General features: G+C 38.1%; 16 protein-coding genes. 1 reads left to right on the top strand and 15 read right to left on the bottom strand.

All coding sequences use genetic code 11. The annotated features are described in order from the left end of the window. Window positions 1-24: 24 nt before the first annotated feature. The 9 genes from PRVXH_RS06190 to PRVXH_RS06150 form a co-directional block, all read right to left on the bottom strand. Window positions 25-1,866 carry a heparinase II/III family protein gene (locus PRVXH_RS06190; RefSeq protein ID WP_353894432.1) on the bottom strand — a complete coding sequence of 614 codons (1,842 nt, stop codon included), beginning with the start codon at window positions 1,864-1,866 and terminating at the stop codon, window positions 25-27. Window positions 1,867-1,870: 4 nt separating this feature from the next. Then, entirely contained in the window at window positions 1,871-3,151 is a 1,281-nt protein-coding gene (locus PRVXH_RS06185; RefSeq protein ID WP_353894431.1) for a glycosyltransferase family 4 protein, read from the bottom strand. A 54-nt stretch (window positions 3,152-3,205) separates the two neighbouring features. Then, the gene (locus PRVXH_RS06180) at window positions 3,206-3,952 is read right to left on the bottom strand and encodes a sugar transferase (protein ID WP_353894430.1); all 747 of its coding nucleotides are present in this window, start codon (window positions 3,950-3,952) and stop codon (window positions 3,206-3,208) included. Continuing rightward, complete coding sequence (locus PRVXH_RS06175; protein WP_353894429.1) at window positions 3,949-5,091, bottom strand: aminotransferase class I/II-fold pyridoxal phosphate-dependent enzyme; 1,143 nt, start codon at window positions 5,089-5,091, stop codon at window positions 3,949-3,951. Before PRVXH_RS06175 ends, PRVXH_RS06180 begins: the two co-directional genes overlap by 4 nt. A 257-nt stretch (window positions 5,092-5,348) precedes the next feature. Then, entirely contained in the window at window positions 5,349-5,507 is a 159-nt protein-coding gene (locus tag PRVXH_RS06170; protein ID WP_353894428.1) for a four helix bundle protein, read from the bottom strand. 35 nt (window positions 5,508-5,542) lie between these two features. Continuing rightward, a complete protein-coding gene (locus PRVXH_RS06165) occupies window positions 5,543-5,893 on the bottom strand; it encodes a four helix bundle protein (protein WP_353894427.1) in 351 nt (116 codons plus the stop codon). A 389-nt stretch (window positions 5,894-6,282) separates the two neighbouring features. After that, a complete protein-coding gene (locus PRVXH_RS06160; RefSeq protein ID WP_353894550.1) occupies window positions 6,283-8,145 on the bottom strand; it encodes a nucleoside-diphosphate sugar epimerase/dehydratase in 1,863 nt (620 codons plus the stop codon). A 1,166-nt stretch (window positions 8,146-9,311) separates the two neighbouring features. Continuing rightward, entirely contained in the window at window positions 9,312-10,472 is a 1,161-nt protein-coding gene (locus PRVXH_RS06155) for a glycosyltransferase family 4 protein (protein WP_353894426.1), read from the bottom strand. Window positions 10,473-10,602: 130 nt separating this feature from the next. Continuing rightward, the gene (locus PRVXH_RS06150) at window positions 10,603-11,655 is read right to left on the bottom strand and encodes an MraY family glycosyltransferase (RefSeq protein WP_353894425.1); all 1,053 of its coding nucleotides are present in this window, start codon (window positions 11,653-11,655) and stop codon (window positions 10,603-10,605) included. 1,184 nt (window positions 11,656-12,839) lie between these two features. Here PRVXH_RS06150 and PRVXH_RS06145 point away from each other — a divergent pair. Continuing rightward, entirely contained in the window at window positions 12,840-13,238 is a 399-nt protein-coding gene (locus PRVXH_RS06145) for a GxxExxY protein (protein ID WP_353894424.1), read from the top strand. 1,235 nt (window positions 13,239-14,473) lie between these two features. Here the strand turns inward: PRVXH_RS06145 and PRVXH_RS06140 are convergent. The 6 genes from PRVXH_RS06140 to PRVXH_RS06115 form a co-directional block, all read right to left on the bottom strand. After that, a complete protein-coding gene (locus PRVXH_RS06140) occupies window positions 14,474-16,363 on the bottom strand; it encodes an LCP family protein (protein WP_353894423.1) in 1,890 nt (629 codons plus the stop codon). A gap of 1,814 nt (window positions 16,364-18,177) precedes the next feature. Then, the gene (locus PRVXH_RS06135) at window positions 18,178-18,813 is read right to left on the bottom strand and encodes an LCP family protein (protein ID WP_353894422.1); all 636 of its coding nucleotides are present in this window, start codon (window positions 18,811-18,813) and stop codon (window positions 18,178-18,180) included. A gap of 1,163 nt (window positions 18,814-19,976) precedes the next feature. After that, window positions 19,977-21,011 (bottom strand): LCP family protein, encoded by a 1,035-nt coding sequence (locus PRVXH_RS06130; protein WP_353894421.1) that lies wholly within the window; start codon window positions 21,009-21,011, stop codon window positions 19,977-19,979. A gap of 154 nt (window positions 21,012-21,165) precedes the next feature. Then, a complete protein-coding gene (locus PRVXH_RS06125; RefSeq protein ID WP_353894420.1) occupies window positions 21,166-22,956 on the bottom strand; it encodes an N-acetylmuramoyl-L-alanine amidase in 1,791 nt (596 codons plus the stop codon). A 75-nt stretch (window positions 22,957-23,031) separates the two neighbouring features. After that, window positions 23,032-24,627 (bottom strand): Ig-like domain-containing protein, encoded by a 1,596-nt coding sequence (locus tag PRVXH_RS06120; protein ID WP_353894419.1) that lies wholly within the window; start codon window positions 24,625-24,627, stop codon window positions 23,032-23,034. Between the two features lie 290 nt (window positions 24,628-24,917). After that, on the bottom strand, window positions 24,918-25,763 hold the full coding sequence (locus PRVXH_RS06115; protein WP_353894418.1) for a PhzF family phenazine biosynthesis protein: 846 nt from the start codon (window positions 25,761-25,763) through the stop codon (window positions 24,918-24,920). Window positions 25,764-26,074 lie beyond the last annotated feature (311 nt).

Here is a 26,074-nt window from a genome sequence, read left to right as displayed (position 1 = left end):
TTTCATTCCCCCATCAATAATTATTTAGTATAAACTTATCTCATATTTTGCATGGCATATGCCATTTTGCATGCTTTGTATTACTCGTACTCTGTTAATCTTTTCTTTTCTCATATAATAAAGGCTCCTAAAAGATTCCGTTATATCAATATCACCTTCAATATCTATCGAAGCAATCTTATGATTGTTCCTTAGTAATATAAAACCATTCTCGTTAACACGTACATCACAAGGCGTGTTGAAGACGAACTCACAAACCTCGGATTCACCAGTCACTTTATCCTTAATCAAATACCCATTTTGTAACCTGATGACCTTTCTTGAATGGCTATACCCATTTTGAGAACTAACCTTTCCCTTAAATTCAAACTCTGAATGGGTAAACTGTTCTCGTTTTGTCCAATCAGTTACTAAAAAAGCTCCCCTCTTATTCATCTGCTCTATACTAGGTATTTTCACTGTATTATGCCCTATTGTAGAAGACAGTTCCTTTCCTAGTTCACTAGCGTAAGAATACGTACCACTATCACATAAGATGTTAATGCCTTTATGCCAAAGATCTATATGAAGCTGGTCCATGTGTGCCGGCCTAGACCCATAGTCTTGTAAGCATGTCATAAGAAAACCTTTTTCATGTCGTAAAACATAGAATCCTGTATAATCAAAAGCTATACTTTTAGGAGTTATTTTCTCTACTGGTAAATCTGCGGAACCAAAAAACCATAGTAGCTCCTCGTCATATGGACCTTTCTCATAGAGTTTTTTTCCTGATATTAAGCCATACATAGTATTCAATACTGGTCTAAAATCTCTATATCCGCAAGTTGAAAGAGGAAAAATTAATGCCCCATCATTTGAACCATAATTAGGAACATCACCATTTTCTGCTTGTACATGGTAAAGCAGTAAAATACTTTTTTTTATTCTTTCAGTTTCCGTTATCTGGATACCTGTCTTTTCACTGATTTTAAATAAAGCCTCAAGAATTTGCAAAGTAAATCTATGATAATTAAAAGAATATTGATTAAACCCTCCATCAGGGAAGAACTGATTAACTATCTCTTGGTCCATTAGTTTATATGCTTTTCTTATCCTAGCATTATCCTCACTACACCAAGCTCCAATAATCATGCCAAGTATTTCAGTAAAAGTATGATTATTCTTTATACACTTATGAGCATAAAAAAAGTTTGACAAAACTTTTTTGTAACTTCCTTCAACAATTTCACAGATGTGCTTCTTATCTTTCTTTGTAATCAATCCAAATTCTCTAAATACAGAGTATGCAATTAGTGCATTAATCATGCGAAGGGTTGATTCTTGTCCACACTTATAATTTGAGCCGTATGAATAAGGATTACTTTTAAGCCAATCTTCAAGTTGATTTGAAAAAGCAGTATAATATTTTTTATCATTAGTTATTAAGTACGCTCTTCCAAAATATAGAAAGTGGGTTAATCTTGACGCCTCCCAAATTACTTTTATGTCTCCAATTTTTTTATCAAAATCAGGTAATTTAAACCATTTTAAGTCTTTTCGACTCTCATACCCAGTAAGTGGATTCAGATGCCAATTAATTGGGTATCCATAATCTAATTCTACTGATGAAAATCCATTTATGATGCCATTTGTTGCCTTGTCTGCAACTGCAATAATACTTTGCTGTTTTTCCTTACTTAATGTTGATAGGAAGTCTTTTATAGTATCTAATTCGAAATCAAAAATATCAACCCTTTTTACACTAACTTTCTTCTCAAAAAGTCTTTCAGTGCATGAGAAGTTTGTCATTATTTTTAACTTAGCCGTATACAAGCTTCTATTTGCAGTCCAACCTACTCCATATTCACTTAACAGTGATTTAATCATATAATCACCTTCGTTCCTTGTTATTTCTCTTCATTACAGTATCTACAACATAGCCTAATTGATCTGTCAATGCTTTATAATCAAAATTTGTAGAGCCTTCCTTTGCATTTTTACACAAAAACTTGTATCTTTGCTCAGGCAGATTTTTAATCTCTAAGATTTTATTAGCTAGCTCCTGAGGCGTGCTATCTTTTAACGAATACCCACATTTGTATTTTTCAAGAATACAATAACCCATCTTCACCGTTGATATGATAGGTTTTCCACTGGCCATATATTCGAAAAGTTTGTTGGAGCTATTTCCTCTAGTCCAGTTATATTGATGCTGTGAATAGTTTAGTATATTAACCGATGATTTGCTTAGTATATAAGGAATATATTTTTTTTCAACAAAACCTTTTATTTTGACATTACTTAATCCTTCATCTCTAATACGCTGCTCTAATCTATCTAAATCGCTTCCTGTCCCGAAAATTAGTATTTTAATATCAGGGTTATCTTTTAAAAATACAGCAGCATCTATAATATTGTCTATGTTATTTACAGGCCTAACAGAGCCAGTATAAATCACTTTAAAACTATCGTCTATCAAATCAGTATCATTATACTGGTTTGTTTCTTTATTTTGATTAAATGTTTCTGTATCAACTCCATTGTTTATATAAAAGCATTTACTCAAGTCAATCTCTCCACCTTGATCTGTATCCCATTTCATCTCTTTGATATGATCTATATCCCCTTCTTTGGTGAATATTATCGCATCACTATGTTTATAAATCCATTTTTCTCCTGCTGTTAACAATTTGCCTAATATGCTATTCTCCTTTACTTTCCCAAAAGAAAAAACTGCCTCAGGCCATAAGTCCCTAATTTCAATAATACAAGGAATTTTAAACCTTTTAGCTATTTGAATGCCAGCAACACATGCTAATGGGTGAACACTAGAGCCAATAATAACATCAGGTTTTCCATAGTCTTTAGCTATGCCCGCTGTCGCCGGAAAAAGATTAAAAAAATAAGACAGCATATTTCTAACTCTAGATATGCCATTCCCCTTATATTTAGTGGTTTTAACAAAGACAAAAGGTTGCCCTTCATCGTTCTTCTCAACATATTTGCCCCCCATAGTATCAATACTATTATTGTTATAGTGCACTTCGTTAGCTGCAAACACTCTAACCTCATAGTTTCTTTTATTCATTTCTTTAGCAAAATAATAGTGTCTTAGGAGAGGTCCTGTTTTAGGTGTACATGCATAATGATTGAATATCCATATTTTTCTCATAAATCTATTGCTCCTCTAATTGTTATTCACTTTGCAAACTTTTTGAACTATTCCCTAGTTTACGGTAATGTCTGCTTTTCTCATCTTTTTACTATACTCTTCTCTATCAACTTTCCCTACTTTCAGTAAATAATCTCCCAAATCTTCTGCTGTTTCCATCCCTTGAGTTGAAATATCTTCTTTCTTAAAGACTTTGACAATGGTCATAAGTATAATTTTCATATCTTTTATGAATGTAATATCCTTAAGGTATTGAAGATCTAAAGAAAGCTTTTCTTCCCACGTCACATTATTCCTACCATTCACTTGTGCCCAACCAGTAAGGCCGGGGTGAACCGAATGTCTTTTCCTTTGGTCATGTGACATAAATACCATATCCCTTACAAGCTGCGGTCTTGGACCAACAATACTCATATCCCCTTTTAGGATGTTGAACAACTCCGGCAGTTCGTCTAAAGAAGTTGATCGTAACATATTCCCAAACTTTGTTAACCTAACACTGTCAGGTAATAACTCACCATTTTCGTCCTTTTCATCTGTCATAGTTCTAAACTTATACATGGTGAAAATCTTCTCATTAAGCCCAGGTCTTTTTTGCTTAAATAGTACTGGACTCCCCAGTTTAACTCTTACTAATACACCAACAATTATAAGTACTGGACTTAAAACGATAATTGCCATCAACGACAAGATTAAGTCCATTGGGCGTTTGATAAAGTTTCTGTAAAATCCTTTTTGGTTGGAAAGTTGGAAAGTTGGAAGGTTGGAAGGGCTCAATTCACTTTTTATCTCATTTTTCATTTACTCCACAACCCCTTAACTATTTTGCAAACTCTCTCGAGATCCTCATCTGTCATCTTCGAATCTGACGGCAAGCACACACCGTTCTCGAATAACTTATCACTCACATCTCCACCGACATACTCATACTGTTCGAAATATGGCTGCATATGCATCGGCTTCCAAATAGGCCTGGCCTCAATGTTTTCTTTCTCTAGAGCTTCCATAACATCTATAGGCCGAACTTTGCCACTTAACGTCAGAGCTGTTAACCAACAGTTTGGCTCATCCCAGTCATTTATAGGCATAAAATCTACACCATGGAAATGCCCAAGTTCTTTTTTATAAAATTCATATATGTATCTTTTCTTTTTTACTCTCTCTTCTAATACTTTAAGCTGTCCACGACCAATACCAGCAACAACATTGCTCATTCGGTAGTTAAAACCCAGTTCACTATGTTGATAGTGCTTGGCTTGATCCCTTGATTGTGTCGCCCAAAATCTAGCTTTTTGTATTCGCTCTTCATTATTAGAAACTAGCATGCCACCGCCTGATGTGGTGATGATTTTGTTTCCATTGAAAGAATAAATTCCATAATCACTAATTGTGCCAGTGTGCTTCCCTTTATAGTATGTTCCAAGGCTTTCTGCTGCGTCTTCGATGACGGTTACGTTGTGCCGATTACAAATCTCCATAATTTTGTCCATATCTGCAGATAAACCGTATAGGTGAACAACTATAACTACTTTAACATTAGGATATTTTTCAAAAGCTTCTTGTAGGGCTTTTGGACACATGTTCCATGTTTTATAGTCACTATCTATGAAGACTGGAGTAGCATTTTGGTATATTATTGGATTTGCAGTAGCAGCAAAAGTCAGTGTTGGACAGAAGACAATATCTCCTTTTCCAACACCAGCTGCTTTTAGGGCTAAGTGAATAGCTGCTGTCCCAGAGGAAAGTGCAGCAGCTGCTTTGGACCCTACTTTAGCAGCGAATTCTTTCTCGAATTCGTTTACATTTTCGCCAAGGGGTGCTATCCAGTTGGTATCGAATGCCTGTTGTACATATTGTTGTTCATATCCTTCATCGCTCATATGGGGGGAGGATAAGTATATACGTTTGCGGTTATTTTTGCTGTTTTCGTTGTTTGACATGTTGTTCTTTCACATCCTCTCTTTTTAACAATAGTCGAGCAGTAGTTGAGCGGTTGTTAAACTGTGGTTAAGCAATTGTGTATGCTGTGGTTAAGGGTTGAGCTGTAGTTATAAAACGAAATAAAACTGCTTAACTACCGTTTAACTATCGTTGAACAAAGCTAAATTACTGTTCTAAGATAATTGCTCATCTTTACACTTAGGTTTTTACTCATCTTCATAAAAGTTTCATGGTCACTTTGTTCTATATATCCCAGTTAATGGGATATTTTCATTTGACAAACTAGTTCCATTGAAGATCCGTAGGCTATGTTGATAAAGTGGGCTCTATCTTTGTTGCTTTTTCTGCTTGTTCCTTCTGACTTTAACAATAGTTGAGCAGTAGTTGAGCGATCGTAAAACAATAGTTTAACCATTGCTGAACCATTGTTAAGCCATTGCTAAGCCATTGCTAAACCATCGTTCTAAGGTAGTTACTCATTTTTACACTCAGGTTTTTGCTCATTTTCATAAAAGTTTCTTGCTCGCCTTGTTCTATATACCCCAGCTCTTGGGATATTTCAACTTGGCAAACCAATTCCATTAAAGAGCCGTACGCCATGTTGATGAAGTGTGCTCTTTCCTTATTACTACTTCTACTTGTGCCTTCTGCGATGTTTGATGGCACTGATACAGCTGATCGGTTCATCTGTTGTGTTAAGGCGAATTTTTCATCGCTGGGAAACTTTTTAGTCATCTTGTAATTGAGCTTAACAATTTCTTTGGCTAACTGATATATTTCAAGTTTTTGAAAGCTAAACATGATTTTTTTCCCCCTGCTTTTAACAGTAGTCGAGCGGTTGCTAACTAACAATAGTCTAGCGGTTGTTGAGCAGTCGTTAAACTATAGTTAAGCAGTGGTTGGAATACCACTAACAGTAGTCTAGCGATTGTTGAGCAGTGGTTGAAATTATCTAGCGCAGCTACCGCTTTGCAATTGCTTAACTACTGTTTCACTACAGTTTAACTATCGTTTAACTACCGTTTATCACACACTAATAAGGTTGCGTCTGATAATGATGCTAGTAATGTGGCGTCTGTCACTACTGTTACAGGTGGTGTGTCTAATATGATGTGCTGATAGTTATTCTTTATCTTGTATCAGCTTTTTTATTTGCTCTGATTCTGCTAGTTTGTACAACCTCTTCCCTTTTAGTTTGTTTTTTTGATTTGTTGTTTTTGATATGTAGGTACTAATGTTTTTAATATTTCTAGCGAAGGAAGTTGCTCTCCCTTTTCTGCTAGTTTTCTTAGGTATTTAAGTGTTTCTAGAATTTCTTGTGGGTTTGAGATTAAGGGCTTACCTACAAAGATTTTTTCATGATATGTCGATTTTAAGCCTTCTTCATCCATTAGAAGCTCTTCATAAAGCTTTTCCCCTGGTCTTAGGCCTGAAAACTTTATTTCGATTTCATTATCCGGATCGAAGCCTGATAGGCTAATTAAATCTTTTGCAAGGTCGGCAATTTTTACAGGTTCGCCCATGTCCAGCACAAAAATTTCCCCACCTTTTGCCATGGATCCAGCTTGGATAACTAGCTGGACAGCTTCTGGTATTGTCATAAAGAATCTAGTTATCTTTGGGTGGGTTACTGTTACTGGGCCACCTTCTGCTATTTGCTTTTTAAATAGCGGGATTACGCTGCCGTTACTGCCTAAGACGTTTCCAAATCGCACTGCTACAAACTCTGTTTCGCTTTGCTTATCCATGGTTTGGATGATTTTTTCTGCTAGGCGTTTTGTCGCTCCCATTATATTTGTTGGGTTAACAGCTTTGTCCGTTGATATCAGCACAAATCTTTTGGCCTTATGCTTGTGAGCTGCATTTACAACGTTTTGGGTGCCAAAGACGTTGTTTTTTATAGCTTCTAGTGGACTTTTTTCCATGAGCGGCACATGTTTATGGGCTGCGGCATGGAATATGACATTTGGTTTGTATGTACTAAAGATTTCTTCTACTCTTTCCTTTTCTCTAATGGAGGCAATTATTACTTCCATGTCTAGTTTGGTTTTGTGTTGTCTTTTTAGTTCTTGTTGTATGTCGTAGGCGTTGTTTTCGTAGTTGTCTAGAATGATCAGTTTTTTAGGAGCAAATTTGGAAATTTGTCGGCATAGTTCTGATCCAATGGAGCCTCCGCCACCTGTAACTAGCACTGTTTCATCATAGATGTAATCGGAGATTTCTCCAAGGTTAACCTCGACCGGATCTCTTCCTAGTAAGTCTTCGATTTCTACATCTCGGATTTTATTTATGTCTATCTTGCCATCTATAAGTTCGTACATACCTGGCAGTGTTTTTACTTTGCAGTTTGTCTGTTTACATAGCTCTAAAATACGCTTTATTTCATTTCTGCCTACCGAGGGCATGGCTATTATTATTTCGTCAATTTTCAGCTGCTCTGCAGCTGTTATTATGTCGTCACGGGTACCTACTACCGGTATTCCGTGGATATTACACTTTACTTTACAGTAGTCATCGTCGATAACTGCTACTGGATATTTGTATGTTTCGGAGCTTTCTAAAAGCTCTTTTATCACCATGGCTCCAGCTTGTCCAGCTCCTATCACCATGACTCTGTATCTTTGGAACTGTTTTGCAGTAAAGCCCATTTTAGCTCTTCTAAACAGTCGATAAGAAAACCGGCTGGCCCCTACTGCTAAAGTTGAAAAAGCTAAAAATGTTATCAGTAATCCTGAGTATTCCTGCACTCCTAAAATTCTAAAAGTTATATATGATGCAGTAAAGCCCAGCACTGTTCCTCTAGCTATTAGTAAAAGCTCCTCTATGCTGGCATATTGCCAAAGGCTTGAGTAAAGCTTGTTAATCCAAAAGGAGATTAGCATTATAGGAATAATGACTGCGTAGTATTTCCATAAAGAGCTTTGAGCATACACATCGCTATGTACTAAAAAAGTTAGCTGCAAAGAAAATGCAACTACTACTATGTCAGTAAATACAAGTAAGGTTTGTCTATAAGCTAGGTTTAGCAAGCGCATTTTTTCGAAGATATTCATTAGAATGTTGTTTAGCGATTTCATTTTTCTCCCCCAATTTAAACAAAAAATAAAAACTATGTTTATGATAGTACAAAGGTCCTGCTTTGGCAACACTAAAGTTTCGACGTCAATCGACATGCGCCACCTTGTTTTGCGCCTGTCTACTAATATTCGACGCCGGGTCGTGTATTCCTGCTAGTTTTTAGAAGAAGTGGAAGGTAGAAAGTGGGAAAGTTGGAAAGTTGGAAAGTTGGAAAGTGGAAGCTGTGGCACACTGTGTAGGTCCTGCGCCCTTGTGGGCTAGATCCTTCGGTGTCCCTCAGGATGACATTAGCAATTAATAAGGATTTCCTATTTGGTTATAGTGGTTTAATTGCTCGTGTCTTACAGGGTCGTTCTGATTTGGATGCCCTAAATGAACGGGTTTGGACCCAGCATGTAACTTATTTCGTTATCTTTACCGTGGCCGATTAGGGTTTTGGATTTGGGTTTATCGTTGATGAAGTAGAAAGCAGAAAGTTGGAAAGGTGGAAAGTAGGAAAGTAGAAGCTGGAGTTCGTTTTGTGGGTCTTGCGCCCTTGTGGGCTAGATCCTTCGGTGGCCCTCAGGATGACATTAGCAATTAATAAGGGATCCCTATTTGGTTATGGTGGTTTACGCTGCCAATGTATTTACAGGGGCGTTCCAGTATGGATGCCATAAATGAACGAGTTTGGACCAGGCATGTAGCCTGTATCGTAATCATTACCGTGGCCAATTAGGGTTTATGGTTTTGGTTTTGTCGTTGATGAAGCAGAAAGTAGAAAGTTGGAAGGTGGAAAGTTGGAAGGTGGAGCTGGGGTTTGTTTTGTAGGTCCTGCGCCCTTGTGGGCTAGATCCTTCGGTGGCCCTCAGGATGACATTATCAATTAATAAGAGATCCCTACTTGGTTATGGTGGTTTACATTGCTCGTGTCTTACAGGGGCGTTCCAATATGGATGCCATAAATGAATGGGTTTGGACCCAGCATGTAGCCTGTATCGTAATCATTACCGTGGCCAATTAAAGGTTTTGTGCTTTTGAAGTAAGCTACCAACTTCCGACTTCATATTACTGATTGCCACTACTCATGTAGCCTGTTTCGTTATCATTACTGTGGCCAATTAGAGTTTTTGTTTTTGGTTTTGTTTTGTCGCTGTACTGATTAATTATTTTTTTGGTTATCAATAAGTTTGGTGTATTGTTGATGTATTCTTTCTACCACTAATCTTTCATCGAACTCTTTTAATATAACTTCTCTTGCATTTTGACCATATTCTTTTCTTTTTGCAGGGTTGTTTATTAATTCACTTAGAGCCTCTGTCATGGCTTCAACATCTTTGTATGGGACTAGCCTACCATTATGTTTGTCTTTTATAATCTCCCGGGTGCCGAGCACATCGGTTCCTATTGCAGGAATTGAGGCTGTCATTGATTCCATAACGATTCTTGGTAAACCTTCCTTTTGTGATGGAAGTACTAAGATATCTGTTATTGACAGCAACTCGGTTATTTCCTCTATATATCCCACTTTTTTTATATGATTATCTAATCCTAGCTCTTTAATTTTTTGGTCCACCTCTTTTTCGTAGTCAGTACAATATCCGAAGTTTCCTCCTGCCAATAGTAGGATAACGTCGTTATTTGGGAATTGATCTGTAAAATTTCTAAAAGCTTCTAAGAAAAATAGGTGCCCCTTTACAGGCTCTAAGCGGGCGTAAAAACCTAGTATAGTTTGGTTTTCTACACTGTATTTTCTTTTTATAAAGCAAGGATTTTGTTTTGAAAGCTTGTCCTCTAACTGTTTAATGTTTACTCCGTTACCTTCAAACACTGCTTTATGAGGCGCAACTAATTTGTACTTTGCAATTTGGTTTAAGTCTTCTTTGTTTTGAGAGAAGATAATGTCTGTAAAATAACCTGCTGTTTTTTCTAAGCATTTATATATATGGAATTTGATTTTGTTTTGACCTTGGTAAAATGGTAAGCCGTGAGAGGTGTGAACTACTATAGGCACTTTTGCTATCCTTGCAGCGATACGACCTATTACTCCAGGTTTAGAGGTATGGGTATGGACTATGGTAAAGTTATGCTTCTTTAAGTATTTGGCTAGTCTAATGGCTGCAGCTACATCGCTTATTGGCCTGATTTCTCTATGAAACTTAAAGTCATGAGTTTTAATGCCGGCTTGTTCTATATCTTGACGATAACTAGTAAATGGGGCCATGGCATGTACTTCATAGCCTTTGTCGGCAACCCCCCTTAGCTTATTAAGCATCAGCTTTTTTATAAAAAAGTCTGTATTGGCGATGTGTAATACTTTCATCTTGGCACTTCCTTTCTATTAGGACGGTCTTTGTAGTTATTATAAAAAATAATATGCTTAAGTGCCTCGAATTCTGATTCGACACTTAAGCATGCTAGCGTTGCGTTAACGGTTGTGGTTATAACGTATTTTAATCATTACTATTTGACTTATCTGATGTTGTAGCTAGCTCTTTTAGGGTTATTTTTGTATATATAGGTAGTATACATTTTTCCGGTGCATATGCTAAATAAGCTATAAGAGACATCAAAATTGATAGCAGAATTATTATCATTATGTTGGGCATTAATAAGATTGCTGTGCCAGCTATAGCTGCTAAAACGCTCAATATCCCTAGTATATAGCAGCTATTACATGGAGAAATATTGTGTGCTAAAAGTTTGTGGTGTATATGTTTGCAGTCAGGAGCAAATATTGGTTGTTTGTTGGCAGATCTTCTTATTATTGCGCAGGTGGTGTCAAAGACAGGTACGAAAACTAAAAATATAATTCCGATGACCTGGGTGTTGGTGTTTTGAGCTAGGATGTCTAATGATGCCAGTGAGAGTATATAGCCTAGTTGTAAGCTGCCGCAGTCTCCTAAAAATATTTTTGCAGGAAATTTATTGTATATGAAAAATGCCAGCGTAGCTCCTAAATATACGAGGATTAGACCTTGCAGGCTGCTACCCAAAAATAAGGTTATTATTAGGAAAGTAGTTAGAGATATAGAAGATAAAAGCGATGATAGTCCATCTAGTCCATCAATTAAGTTTACTGCATTCATAATTGCTGTCACCCAAAGAATTGTCAATAGTATTGATGGTACTGTGCTAAAGTGGAGGGTCATTTCTCCGATAGATATATAGCTAAACTCAAAACCCACTAGATATGTGACCAGGCCGATTACTATTTGTGAGGTGAGTTTACCTTTGGCTTTTAATGTGTACATATCGTCGATTATCCCTAGGATGAATACTAAAGTTATCGGTATTAGAGCCTTATCAGGGACTATGTCTAGCATAAGGTTTGCTGCTATGAAGGCAGCAAAAATAGCAATACCCCCTGAGCGAGGTTTTGCTATTGTGTGTATTTTTCTTTTGCTAGGTTTATCAAGTATGAATTTTTCTCCTATTTTCATTGAAAAGGGTATTGCTATTAGACATAGCAAAAATCCCAACGATATATAAAGTAAGTTCCCCATTTCTTTCTCCACCCCAGTTAAGCTTTTTAAGCTTATTTATTAGCTATCTCTACTCTATTTTATAATTATAAATAGAATAATATAGTTGTTTTAGTTGTTGTTAAATAAAATTTAAAATTTATCAATTTTGGTGCCATTAAACATATATTCTATAGTTGTTGTTCTTAGTCCTTGTTTCTTTGTAAAATGTGTTACTGGCTTGTTATTTTGTTTTTTTTGTATAATTATATAAAAAAGATTGACGTGTTATATTATAAGTAAGTTTTGGGTAAAAGGCAAGTACAAATATCTTCTATATAATTAGACGAAATATTTGTCAAAAGGTTTCACTTTTTAGGTAGAAAGTTGTAATGCTAGCCCATAAATCTAGGACCTTGGTTAGCACGGTAATGATTATTTTTTAATAATGGTAGTAAGAAATATGAGGTCGGAGGTTGGTATATAAGGCTTAAAGGCTTAAAGACATAAATACTTTTATTGGCCACGGTAATGATTACGATATTGGCTACATGCTGGGTCCAAACCCATTCATTTATGGTACCCATATTGAAAAGACCCGGTTTAAAGCAGGTATAGGAATCAAAGAGCCTACATTAGTAGTGTGATAATAAGTAATAGGAGCTCGGAGGTTTAGTATGTAATTTGATGAACTGACATTCTTTCACCCTAAAACCTAATTGGCCACGGTAAACATCACGAAATTAGCTACATGCTTGGTCCAAACTCGTTCATGTGTGGTGTCCATTTTGGAAAGACCCTGTTTTAAAAAGCAATTTAGGATGCAAATGTAAGGTTGGTAAAAAGTTATCACAACACAAGGGGGGAAATCCACCGCAGAGACATCCTAAAAAGTCATCCTGAGGTACACCGAAGGATCTAGCCCACAAGGGCGCAGGACCCACACAACAAACCCCAGCTCCACTTTCCAACTTTCCAACTTTCCAACTTTCTGCTTTCTACCTAATTGGCCACGATGAAGATTTGCGGTATTGGTTACATGCTTGGTCCAAGCTATGGTATTCATATTGGAATGAGGCTGTTTTTAAGGTATTAAGTTTAAAGTATACTCTTTTTTGTTTGCTCTTGTTAAGTGCTCATATCAAAGCTTAATATTTTTAAATTGTGAAGGAAGTTTAGGTGGAATGTAGAAGTGTTTAAGCATTACAATTTGGTGAGGTGGTTTAATGCTTGTTTATGAGCAACTTTCTGGTGAGATAGTTAGAGCTTGCTATGAAGTTCATAGAGTGCTAGGTAGCAAGCTTCTAGAAAAGTCATACGAGGATGCACTATCATATGAGCTTGAGCTAAGAGGTGTAAATTTCAAACAACAGTTTCCTATTAATCTACAATACAAAGGTAAAGAAATAGGTAGTTATTTTGCTGACTTATTAGTTGAGGATAAAATAATCCTTGAATTAAAGTGTGTAAGCAATTTAAGTGCTGAACATTATGCTCAATTACTCCACTACTTAAATGCTTCAAATTATGCTTTAGGAATTTTAATTAACTTCGGTACAAAAGAGTTGCAAGTAAAAAGATTGCTAAGGACTTCAGAAGCAATTAGTAAACCTAAATCTCCTTAATTGGCCACGGGGACATCACTATGTTAGCTACATGAGTAGTAGTAAGAAGAAATATAATGTCGTAGGTTTATATATAAAACGCTAAAGATACTAAAACCTTTATTGGCCTAAAGATTACGAAATTAGTTACATGCTGGGTCCAAACCCATTCATTTATGGTATCCATTTTTGGAAAGACCCGGTTTTAAATGCAGGAAATATCTGTTTTGCTCCTGCTTTGCCTGCTTAAGGTGCTCGTAATATTATTTTAGGGTTTGATTGGTGAGAAGCGTTTTTGAACCACGTGAAGGGTTTTATGGCGTTGGGCCAACCCTAGCTGGTTTGCAGAGACAGTACCCACCATTACTGGCGACCCATAAGCCATAAAAGGTAAGCATTGGTGAAACAGCTGATCATCACCACAAATCCCGGGATAATATTATGTGCACCTGAACTGACATTCTTTAACCCTAAAACCTTAATTGGCCACGGTAATGATTACGAAATTAGCTACATGCTGGGTCCAAACTCATTCATGTGTGGTGTCCATTTTGGAAAGCCCCTGTTTAATCCGCTTTCTACATTCCATTTTGCTAGCGTATCTACTTCTAGGAGTATTTTTTTTATCCATAATGACTTCTGCTGGAGCACTGTAGTGCTCCCTTACAAAACATTTATTTTTAGACCCAAGCAGGTTTAAAATATGCCCTTTGTCCCAGCAGAATAAGCAGATTTATACGTTTTCGCGGCCAATTGTTTTTATATTGGTTTCTTGCTCGGTCCTCTACCTTTACTAGAGTTAACTATAAATAAAGCGCAAAACCTAATTGGCCACGGTAAATATCACGAAATAAGTTACATGCTTGGTCCAAACTCATTCAGTTATATGACTCATTTTTGGAAAGACCCGGTTTGAAGTGCATGGTCTAAACTCATTTTTTTAGTGTTATTCTGTTTAGGGGAAGTCAAGCAATATTCCAGTGGTAGGTTTTTTTAGGGGGCTTCCATATTTGCCGCCCATTTGCTGATGGGTTGACACAGAGGTCAATCCCTACCTCTTCGAGAGGAAAGTTGCTAAAAAGCTGGTGAGCACTTTGTGCTCACCAGCTTTTTTAGCATTTCTACTTTCCACTTTCTACTTTCCACTTTCTACTTTCCACTTTCTACTTTCCACTTTCCAACTTTCCACTTTCCATTGTTCGTTGACAGAGTAAAAGCAAGCCCTTTTTTTGTGTTTGGGCTTGCTTTTGTTTTTTTTACTTTGGTAGTGGTATGTTCTTATAGATATAGGCTCTTAGGTTTTTAGCTGCTTCTTCTATGTCAAAGACATAGTAATATACTCCGTTTATCATCTGTCCTCTTGCTATTGTTGAATCTGGGTATTGTTGTTGTTCTATTGTTGTTATGTTTTGCATTACTGTTTTGCGGCCTAGGTTTAGCATTTCTGTGGATGTTAGGTTTGTTGTTAAATGAGGGAATACATCATTTAACATTCTTGGGTAAGAAGTAACCGGAGTATTTAAAGCAGCTTCTATGGCAGATTCCATTACATCTCTTTGCCTGCGGGCCCTTTCAAAGTCTGAATCGATTTTTCTAATGCGAGAAAATCTTAGAGCCTGTTCGCCGCTTAAGGTGTAGGTTCCGGCACCATCAATACCACTTATTTGTCTTGCCTCTGCATTTGTCACCTCAACTTCCACACCACCTACAGCGTCTACAATAGCGGGCATGGAGTCAAAGTTTACCGATACAAAGTGCCTAATATCTAGGTTAAAGTTTTCGTTTAAAGTTTTGATTGCCAACTCAGATCCATCATAAGCATGGGCGTGGTTGATTTTATCCATTCCTCTTCCTGGTATGTTTACGTATGAGTCTCTTACAACAGAAGTTATTTTAATCTTTTTGTGTTTCTCGTCTAAGGTTAGGATCATAATTGCGTCGCTGCGCCCTCGCATATCGCCTTCTGAGTCGATACCAAAAACAGCTACGTTGGTTATACCTCTTTCTCCTTCAGATGTGATTCCTAAGGATTCATCATCTTGAGAGATTCTTTCTCTTTCTATTCTTCCTAAAAGGTACATTGATCCTACATAAAGCAGTAGCAGCGTTGCTAACAGCACCGATATAGCTGAAATTATGATTTTCTTTTTGCGGTTTTTAGGTTTTGTTTTTTTGTCTGTCTTTTTGTCTTGTGTGTCGCTAATAGACTTTGCATAAGGTTTTTTGCTTTTGGTTTTGCTCTTTCTTTTTTTAATGACAATTATAGCTGCTAAACCAGCTATCAAGCAAAATATAAGAAGGAAAAGTAATATGCCTCTTATGATAGTCCCCAGTGAAGTACCTGGTTGTTCTTCGATGCTAACTGTAAAGCTTGTTTCATAGTCTTGCCACTTAACGATAACCTCTTGCTGCTCAGCTGGTTCTGTGCTATCAAACCCTTCAAAGGTTAATTCTTCTGAAGGTATAAGCTCTTCTGTGCCATCAGTATACACTTTGCTTACTACTAATCCGCTTGTATTAAGTTCATCGCCAACAAAGTGCTCAGTTGTAAAGGGTTTGTTGTTGATGATGATCTTTTCTACTATTCGCTCTTCTATCTCTTCCTCTTCCTCAGGTTCTGGAGGCTCTTCAGGGAGCTCTCGGTATATAAAGGTTACTTCTTTTGTTTGTCCATCTTCTGTTAAGGTAGCAGTTTCGCTAGAGGGACTTATTAACTCATAGCCAGAGATGCTAAATGCATCAAAGCTATATTCCCCCATACTCTGATCTTCAAGAACTGTAGGTTCTCTTAGGTTGTTACCGTATTCGTCAATATAGTAAACGATGATGGTACCTTTTGGGTCTGCTTCTGGTTCCGGCTCTGGTTCCTCTTCCTCTTCTGGCTCTGGTTCCTCTTCCTCTTCTGGCTCTGGCTCCGGTTCTGGTTCGGGCTCTGGTTCCTCTTCCTCTTCTGGCTCTGGTTCAGGATCTGGCTCCGGTTCTGGTTCAGGTTCCGGCTCTTGTTCATCCTCTGTAACTTGTTGTACGTTAGTGCTTTCAACATCGTTTGTGTCGTTGTCCTCAGCCCATGCGTCTACGGTTATTACACCCACTAGCAGCATAGCTAGGATTGTTACTATAGCTATTTTTTTTGTAATATTTTTCATAATCATACCCCACTATAACTTTATTTTTTAACCCTATACAAACTCTTTAAAAACCCTAAAATATTGTATTTGCCATAAATATTATATTATACATTGACAAACAATGCTAGTAGATTTTTTATGTTAGATAGGTGGTTAGACAGACTTGTGTTGATAAGTCATATGGTGTCTGAGGTTAGTCGGTTTGATTTGAAAACCATAAAATCTTTAGTTGGCCACGGTAAATAAGTAATTTGAGATCGGAAATTGGTAGCTTGCTTTGAAAACCATAAATCCTTGATTGGCCACGGTAAAGATTACGATATTAGTTACATGCTGGGTCCAAACCCATTCATATGTGGTATCCATTTTGGAAAGACCCGGTTTTAAGTGCAGCAGGTATAAAAAGAGCTTATGTGATTAGATATGATAATAACTAATAGGTAGTGTGAGGATGGTAGCTTGCTTTGAAAACCTTAAACCTTAATTGGCGACGGTAAACATAACGAAACTAGTTACATGCTGGGTCCAACCTCATTCATGTATGTGGTGAGCATATTGGAAAGGCTCGGTAAGACAGGAGCAATTAAATCATTATAAAAAAATAGGGATACCTTATTTATTAATAAAGTCATCCTGAGGTACACCGAAGGATCTAGCCCACAAGGGCGCAGGACCCACAAAACGAACTCCAGCTTCCACTTTCCAACTTTCCAACTTCCCAACTTTCTGCTTTCTACTTAATTGGCCACGGTAAAGATTGCAAAATTAGTTGCATTAGTATTGTAATGGGTAATTTAGGTGTGAGGTTGGTGATATAGCACTTAACCTTATGACCTTAATTGCCTCTCTTAAGTAGGTTTTGTAGGCCATTGCCATATTGGCCAGCCACTTGCTGATGGGTTGACACAGTGGTCAACCCCTACCTCTGCGAGGGATTACCATTAGAACCTTAGTTGGCCACGGTAAAGAGTAAAGATTGCGATATTAGTTACATGAGTAGTGGTAATATGTAGTATGAGGTCTTATGTTGGTAAAAGTTACTACAACATAAGGGGTTTGCAAGTTCACCGCAGAGATACGCAAAAAAGTCATCCTGAGGGACACCGAAGGATCTAGCTCATAAGAGCGCAGGACCCACACAACGAACTCCAGCTTCCAGCTTCCACTTTCCACCTTCAACTTTATTACCGAACCAGACCCAGCAGAGTTAGCAGATTTAAAACATGCCCTTTGTCCCAGCAGAATTAGCAAGTTTATACGTTTTCGCGGCCAATTGTTTTTATTATTGGTTCCGCTTTAGGGTCAGCGGAAAGTTGGTTAGTAGAAAGTTGGAAAGGGTCAGGTGAACAACAAGTAAAGTGAAAACCCTGCTTGGCCACGGTAAAGATTGCAAAATTAGTTGCATTAGTATTGTAATGGGTGATTTAGGTGTGAGGTTGGTGATATAGCACTTATCCTTATGACCTTAATTGCCTCTCTTAAGTAGGTTTTGTTGGTCATTGCCATATTGGCGGCCATTTGCTGATGGGTTGACACAGAGGTCAACCCCTACCTCTTCGAGGGGGAAGGTTCTAGTAATTGCAGTTGCCATCTCGGGACGCGAGGGACAGGTACGTCCGTCCCACTGGGAAGCGGTGGTACGGCATACCAGTCCCTGAGTCCCTTGGTTGCAGTCAAAAAACTAGTGAGCATTTTATGCTCACTAGTTTTTTGTCCATTCCTATCTTCTATCTCCTATCTTCTATCTCCTATCTTCTATCTCCTATCTTCTATCTCCTATCTTCTATCTCCTATCTTCTATCTCCTATCTTCTATCTCCTATCTTCTATCTCCTAATACGTTACTTTTTCCACGTTTTTTCTCCATGTGGGGATGTCTAGTTTAAGGTATTGTTTGTTTTCTATGTCTATTGGTTCGCCTTTTAGTTCTATTACTTCTACTTGGGTGTTGGGGATTTTGTATAGTATTTGTCTGTGGTTTACTATTGCTGTTGGTCCTATGTTGGTATTTATATGAGGGGCTACTTCTAGGATTAAACTTATGTATTTGGGAACGTTGCGGACATTTCTTATGTCTGTTGTCATTTGTGTGATGGCCTCTTGTGATGGTGTTCCTGCTGGTGGGATTTCTACTCCTAGTTGGGTTTCAAAAGCATTCATTATGGTTCTTACTGAACTTCTTGTGATATGAACATGGTAATGGATGTCTATATCAAGGAGATTTTCTGTTGTGGTTTTTAATCCTTCCAGCCCTAGGGTGCCGTAGGATAAGCCTAGTTGATTAAATCCTCGCGAGGGAATTTTTGTATAGCTTTCTTTTGGGATTATTATCATGGCCATTTTTTCCGTTTCTTCGTTATATTGGGCAACCATAAGATATTCGGCCTCGTGGTTATTAGTGCGCACAAATAGGGCGTTAACTAAGTTGGGATCTGGATTGCTTCTACCTTGGGTGTAGATTTGACTCATTTGCTCTTGGATACATTTCTCGTTAGAGGGAGGGTGTATTTTTTCTGTGTTTAGCTCTTCATTTGCCTCTTCTTTGTTTTTAGGTTGTGGTTGTGTGTTTTCGGGTGTGTTTTCTTTTGCATCATTTTCCGTGTCATTTGCTTCTACGTCTGGTTGGTTTTGTGGTGGTTTATAGTTTTGTATGGGGTTGTATTCACTATCGAAAATAGTGTCATAAGCTATATGGTTTTGAGGATGAGTAGCTTGGGTGGTTGTATAGAGGCTATATATATTGTAAGCAAGTATAGTTGTAATGGCTATTAGTGGGGATAGTGTTATAACTAAAATGGCGAGTGTGATTTTCTTTATTTGGTATCCCTCCCCTGTTGTGTTTTATGCCCCAGTTTAGGACATTAAGATTAGTTTTGGTAATGTTGTTGGATATTATGCATTGTAGTGGTAATAAGTAATATGAGGTCGGAGGTTGGTAATAAAGTACATAACCCTAAGACCTTAGTTGTCACGGTGGCTATGGTAGGTTTTTTTTTGGGGGGGAAACTTCCATATTTGCCGCCCATTTGCTGATGGGTTGACACAGTGGTCAACCCCTACCTCTTCGAGGGGATGGTTCTACTAGTAATTGCAGTTTCCCATCTCGGGACGCGAGGGACAGGTACGACCGTCCCACTGGGAAGCGGTGGTACGGCATACCAGTCCCTGAGTCCCTTGGTTGCAGACTCATCTTTTGCTCTGCCCGCTGAAGGTGCTCGTAATATTATTTTAGGGTTTGATTGGTGGGAAGGGTTTTGTAGCGACCCATAAGCCATAAAAGCCGAGCATTGGTGAAACAGCTGATCGCCACCCCAAATCCCGGGATAATATTATGGGCACCTGTCCCTAGTTGGAAAGGAGATTAAAAGCGAATTTACAATTTACAATTAAATAATGGTAATTAGTGATATGAGGTTGGAGGTTGGTAACAAAAAACATAGCACCCTAAGACCCTAGTAACAGCGAGGTTTTGGTGGTCACTGCCATTTTGGCTAGCCATTTGCTGATGGGTTGACACAGTGGTCAACCCCTACCTCTTCGAGGGGAAAGATGCTAAAAAGCTGGTGAGCACTTGTGCTCACCAGCTTTTTTAGCATTTCTACTTTCTACTTTCTACTTTCCACTTTTTAACCTTAATACGTCAGGTTTTTTGCTTTTTCTCTGGCTTGTTCCATGTCAACTTCTAGGTAGTAGATTCCGTTTATCATTAGGTTATCTCCTGATAGGGTCTCTCTTTGTACGTTGGAGCTGGATAGGCTGTTGAATGCTCTCCAGTTGCTTGTTACTACTCCTGGGGTGATATCAGTTCTTACATAGGGACTGATTTCTTCCATTAGTTGTAGGTACCTTGTTACGTTGCTTGCCTTTGTAAGCTCGTCCATTATTGCCATCATTACTTGCTGCTGTCTATCGATACGACCGAAGTCTCCTCTGTTGTCTGATCTAAAACGCACATAATCTAGAGCTTGAGAGCCGTTTAGGTTATGAGTTCCTTGACTCTTAAATACCGATCCGTCTCTGTTGTCAATTATGTCGCTAGATACGTGGACTTCAACTCCACCAAGTACATCTATTACTCTAGAAAATGATTGCATGTCTATTCTAGCGTAGTGATCGATATGAATATCTAAAAAGTTTTCCACTGATGCCCTTTGACGGTTTACGCCTCCAAAGGCGTGGGCGTGATTTATCTTGTCATATCCGCGCTCGGGAATCTTAACGTAAGTATCCCTTGGGATAGATAGCATTGCAGCTTTCCCTGTTTCTTTATTATATTGAGCTAACATTATGGTATCTGCTCTTGGGCCATCTACACCTATTAACAGGACGTTTAAGAGGTTTGGATCTTTTTCACTTCTGCCTTGATCATATATAGCATCCATGTCTCTTCTTATTTTCTGCACCCGTGATAGAGTCTCCTCATCTTCTGGCTCTGGCGCTTCTTCGCCAATTTCTTCTGTATGAATAACATCCATAATTTCATCTTCTTCAGCGCTATCGTACATCTCATCATATAGGCTGTAAATTCGATAAGCACCGGTTCCACCCCAGATAGCTAAGTATAGCAAGATAATTGAACTAACTATCGCTATTATTTTTTTCTTATTTGACATTGGCTTTTTTGTTTTCTTCTTTTTATTGTTTTGTTGTTTATTTGATTTTAACATTCTTTCCCCTCCCATTTTGGTAAAACACATATGTCATTATATAACAAAGTTCGGCAAAGTTAAATAGGTTTATTAGATTTACTTTTTGCATAGCACAATAAAAAATCACCAACTCTGTGCTTTTAAAAACACAAAAGTGGTGATTTTTTACTAATTATTTATTCTGCTCATTTAAAAACTGGACAATTATACCAGCAATTCTTTGAGCTCTTATTCTCTGGACTTCTGGATCTGCAGCTTGTGTAACGTCATCATAGTTTGTGACAAAGCCAGCCTCTATTAAAACTGAAGGTACTACGCTATTTCTAGTAACATAGTATCTGCTATCAGAGCAAGTACGCTTTCTAAGGCCTGTATCTGCTAGTCCGTCAAATAATCGTTTGGCTAGTTCCTCACTAGCTGCTGACTCTGGTGGCGGATTTTCATCGTATGCCCTGTATTCTGAAAATGATCCACTTACTACATTACCATTGTCATCCTTGAAAAACAGCCTGCTTACACCATTTACACGACGTTCTGCAACATATTCGTGTCTTTGGCCTGTTGTTCTGTTTTCAACATAAACAGTATCTGTTTGTATCCTAGGAAGATAGGTACTATAGAAAGTTGAGACTCCTTTTGCATTGGAATTTGAACTGCCATCATGGTGAACGCTGATAAAGAGGTCTGCATCCATGTTATTGGCAATCTCCATTCTTTCTTTTAAACCTAGGGTATAGTTTTCTGAGTAGTGTCTTGTGTATTTTACGTTAACACCACTTTTTCTCAACTCTTCGGATATTTTTTCTGTTAGTTGATCATTTAATTCTAATTCGGTGTATAGCACTCTTCCCCGGGAATCGCGATAGACAGCTCCTACGTCAGCTCCCCCATGTCCGGAGTCTAAGATTACTGTAAAGTCCGTATCCGCTTGTGGCGGAGGCCCTAGATAGTCCTCTAGTTTAGCCAAGTATCTTAGAATAGAAATTGCATCAGCTGCGTTTATTCGGCCGTCTTTGTTAAGATCCCCGGCTAGGTAGAAGGCATCACTTACTTCTTTTACTAGTTTGGCGTCATACCTAAGTATTTCTATAGCATCAGCCACTTCCACTTTACCGTTTCCAGTTACATCTCCGTGCTTAAAAGAGTTAGCTGTTAAAGATGCTGTTATTGGTCCTTCTTCGGTCTCAACCTGAGCTGTAATCTCTGCTTTCCCAACTGTTTTTGCTAAAAGTTCCCCTTCATCATTTACCTGAATTATGTCACTGTCAGAACTGGACCATTTAATTTCAGGCAACTCAGCCTCTGCTGGCTTTACAGATAATTCTAGCTGTTTACTTTCTTGAAGAGATATAAAGATTTGCTGTTCTTTAAAGTTAATTTTTTCTAGCTTTTGCTCTCCCTCAAGTAATAGTACCTTATATGTGCTTGACTCTGAGCCGTCTTCGGCTTCGATTACAATCTTTACTTGACCTGGCAGCTTACTAGGCAGTTCCTGACTAACAGATGCCTCACTTGAAGTGGCAAATGGTATTATTTTAGGTAAATCAGATCCATAAGGTAGGGTTATTTCTTTTGTTTCATCAGGTTCTAGTTGGTATTTTTCCCCATCTACTTCCACATGCTTTAAAGAGCTGTCAGAACTTTGCTTGCTTTGTAAGTTTAGTGTATAAATACTTTTGCTTTGATCTTGGGCAGTCACTACAATGTCTATTCTTTCTTCTTTTTGCACTTTATTTACTTGAACACTTGCTTTGGGATCGCTTTTTAGAGCACTAATCTCTAAGTCATCATAGTCTACACCAGTCGGTATTACAACTTCATACTTAAACTGTTCTGGTTCAAAAGTATCAATGCTTTCTCCTAAAATCTCAATTCCTGTTAGAAAGCTATCAGGGCTTAAATCTTTTTTTTGCTCATCACCCTCTGCATGCGCTGGTACTGTCATATTTGAAATAAAAAACAAAAATGAGATAATTACTATCAGTATTTTTCTTATTTTTCTCCCCCCTCAGTACGAACTACTTATAATAGATCATGTTTATACATGATTATTAGCTTTTCTTTTTTGCTTGCCTTTGGGTTGGAGAACGAAGTAAGAAATTGCGGCACCTATCATTAGGTTGGATATCGCTGCTATCATAACAATTATCCAGTCAGCGCCCGACTCTTCTGCTGCTTCGATAAAGCTTAATGTGCTATCTTCTAATAGTGCATAGGTACTCCAGTGATTGATATAAGCTGTTACGGTATTTTCTTCTTGATTAGCTTCTGTAATTTGCTTAACCCATTGATCTGTGTCAGGGTTATGCCAATATAGCGCTAAATTATCCCAGTCTTCTACTTCTCCGTTTACGTTAAAGGTTTTTCTTATGCTTTCAGAGAAGTTTGATAGCTTTACATCATCTACCATTAAAGAGAAAGTGAATATAGGGGAACCGGATCTAAATTGTCTTGGTAAAACCGTATCAAGTTCGTCCACTTTTATATACACTTCTGAATAGTCGGTGATACCATAGCTCTCGATGGTATCTAAAAGAACTGTAGCTGGAATTAAAACTTCAACGCCTTCATTTGAGATTCTCACTTCTCTATATGCCGGGCGTTCTTTAAGCTTGTCCATATCTATTTTGAAGTTATTGGAATCTTTACTTAAATCATATTCAACTGCTATTCTCTCAGGAGCAGAAACGTCAACTGAAACTTCTGCTGTTACGCCATTGTTACTTTCGGCTGTTATTACAGTGCTTCCTTCGCGGCGGGCAGTTATTACTCCATCTGAAGACACGGTTGCTATGTTTTCGTCCGCTGAGCTCCAAGTAACACTTTTGTTGGTAGCATTATTTGGTCTAACTGTAGCTGAGACTTCTGCTGTATCTTCTTCAATTAATTCTAAATGGCTTTCACTTAGTTCTATCGACTCTACCGGTATGGCAGACACCTTTACATTAGCTGTGGCTGTCCGATTTCCTGATTGAGTAGTTACAGTTATTGTAGCAGTACCTTCACCCACAGCGGATACTGTTCCGCTTGAGTTTACTGTCGCTACGCTGGTGTTGCTAGAAGAATATGAAACGTTCTTATTCGTAGCATTACTTGGGCTAACAGTTGCTGACAGGCTATCTGTTTCGCCAACATTTAAGTTGATGTTGGATTTATTTAAAGAAACAGAGCTGGGAGTTACAAATTTTGTTGATGTGATATGGTTGTTTGAAGTAGAAACGTTGGAAACTCCTTCAAGGTTATGGTCGGTTATTCTAAGGTTAGCCCTTCCCTCTTTTTTAAGTCTAAATGTTAACCGCATCACTGTACCACTTGTCTTTGTGCTTGTGTTAGCCCAGTTTTGGTAGACAGTGTTAGGCCCATAGTTCTCGTTTATCGCTCCCATACCTAGATTGCCTGACTCAGCATTTACTAGCTCTAAAATTGAGCCGTCATACTGCAAAGCTACATGTCCACCACTTACATTTCCGCTACCGGAGAGGCTAACTGTGACTGTAACCCTTTCTCCTACATAGCCATTGCCACCGCTTACTGAGATTCTAGAGCTAGATGCATAGGCTACTTGTGGATTATGTGCTAACACTACCCCAAAAGTTAAAAAAGCGACCAAAAACAATGCTAATAATTTTTTCATTCAATCTTCCTCCCCTTTTCATTAAGTACAGTTATCTTTCAAATTTGGCTATCTTCCCCTAATATGGTTATGTATGATAAGCCTCTGTGAGTTGCTGCTTGTCCGTTTGTATAATGTATAATATTTATTACTGTGTTTTGCTTATCACCCTCCACCTTTTTTATTTTAAAGTTACTACACTCGCCAAAATAATACACTTTCCTAACATTAATAATATTATAGACCCTAGTTTTTGGCAATAGGTTTTTGCGTCTAAACGTAAATTAATATCTGTTTTTCTGTAGAATTTATTAGAACTTTGTAATCTTTATTGCTCCCCCTCCTACGTGAACCTCATATATAGTGTCGTTTTGTACTTTTATAAGTGCCTTTATCATTGAGGGTTTTTCCATGCTATAGCCTTGCTCAAAAGTGTATGATTCTATATTTGAGGTTAAGTGTTTATTAAGATAGCATGCTAGGGCTCCGTTTGCCGTACCGGTGGCTGATTCTTCGTTTATGCCGTATAGAGGGGCAAAGTTTCTTGTGTGGGCGCTTGACTTATGTAGTGTTTCTGTTGTAAAAGCGTGGACTCCCACTACTTTAAAATTTTTGCTTACTTGGCTTATTTCTTTTAGGTGAGGCTTAAGGTTGTAAAGGGCTTTTAAGTTTTTGATGGGTAGAAAGATTTCTCTAAGTCCTGTGGAGATTATTTGGATGGGTAAGTTTTCTGCTACGAGTGCTTGTAAGTTATCAAAGCAGCTGAGCATGTCCTCTGGGTTTATAGTTTCGAGATATTTAGGCTTTGTTTGTTCCATGTATACTTCTTGCTCATCTATTTTTAGTTTTAAGATGCCTGCCTTTGTTTGTTGGGTATAGGTTTGATTAGGAAGGACTATTTTTAGATCTCTTAATAGGTTAAATGTGGCGATTGTGGCGTGGCCACATAGGTCTACTTCGCTAGTTGGGGTGAAAAATCTCACCTTAAAATCAGCTGATTGTGATTGGCTCACGAATGCTGTTTCGGAGTAGCCAACTTCTGCAGCTATGTTTTTCATTTGCTGCTCGGTTAGGTTATCTGCGTCGAGCACAACGCCGGCGGGGTTGCCTCCATTTTCTTCAGCAGCAAAGGCGCTTAGTCTGTGTATTTTGGTCATTTGTTTTTCCTCCTCTCTTTCTTTAAAGGGCGAATTTATAATTTGCAATTATAAGATGGCAATAGGTTATATTAAGTGGGTTGATAATAAAACATATAACCCTAAGACTGATTACCACCCCAAATCCCCGGGATAATATTATGAGTGCCTGGGCCTAGTTAGTTAGCAGAAAGTTGTTTGCTGACCAGGAGGAGATTAGAGGCGAATTCACAACAGAAACTAAGACCTTCACCGTCTTACAATATTGTTAATCGCAGTTGCACATCTCGGGACGCGAGGGACAGGTACGGCCGTCCCACTGGGAAGCGGTG

It is taken from the genome of Proteinivorax hydrogeniformans, from assembly GCF_040515995.1.
Taxonomy (GTDB): Bacteria; Bacillota; Proteinivoracia; order Proteinivoracales; family Proteinivoracaceae; genus Proteinivorax; species Proteinivorax hydrogeniformans.
The sequence above is the reverse complement of the archived record's forward strand: the minus strand, read 5'-3'. Positions and strand labels throughout refer to the sequence as shown.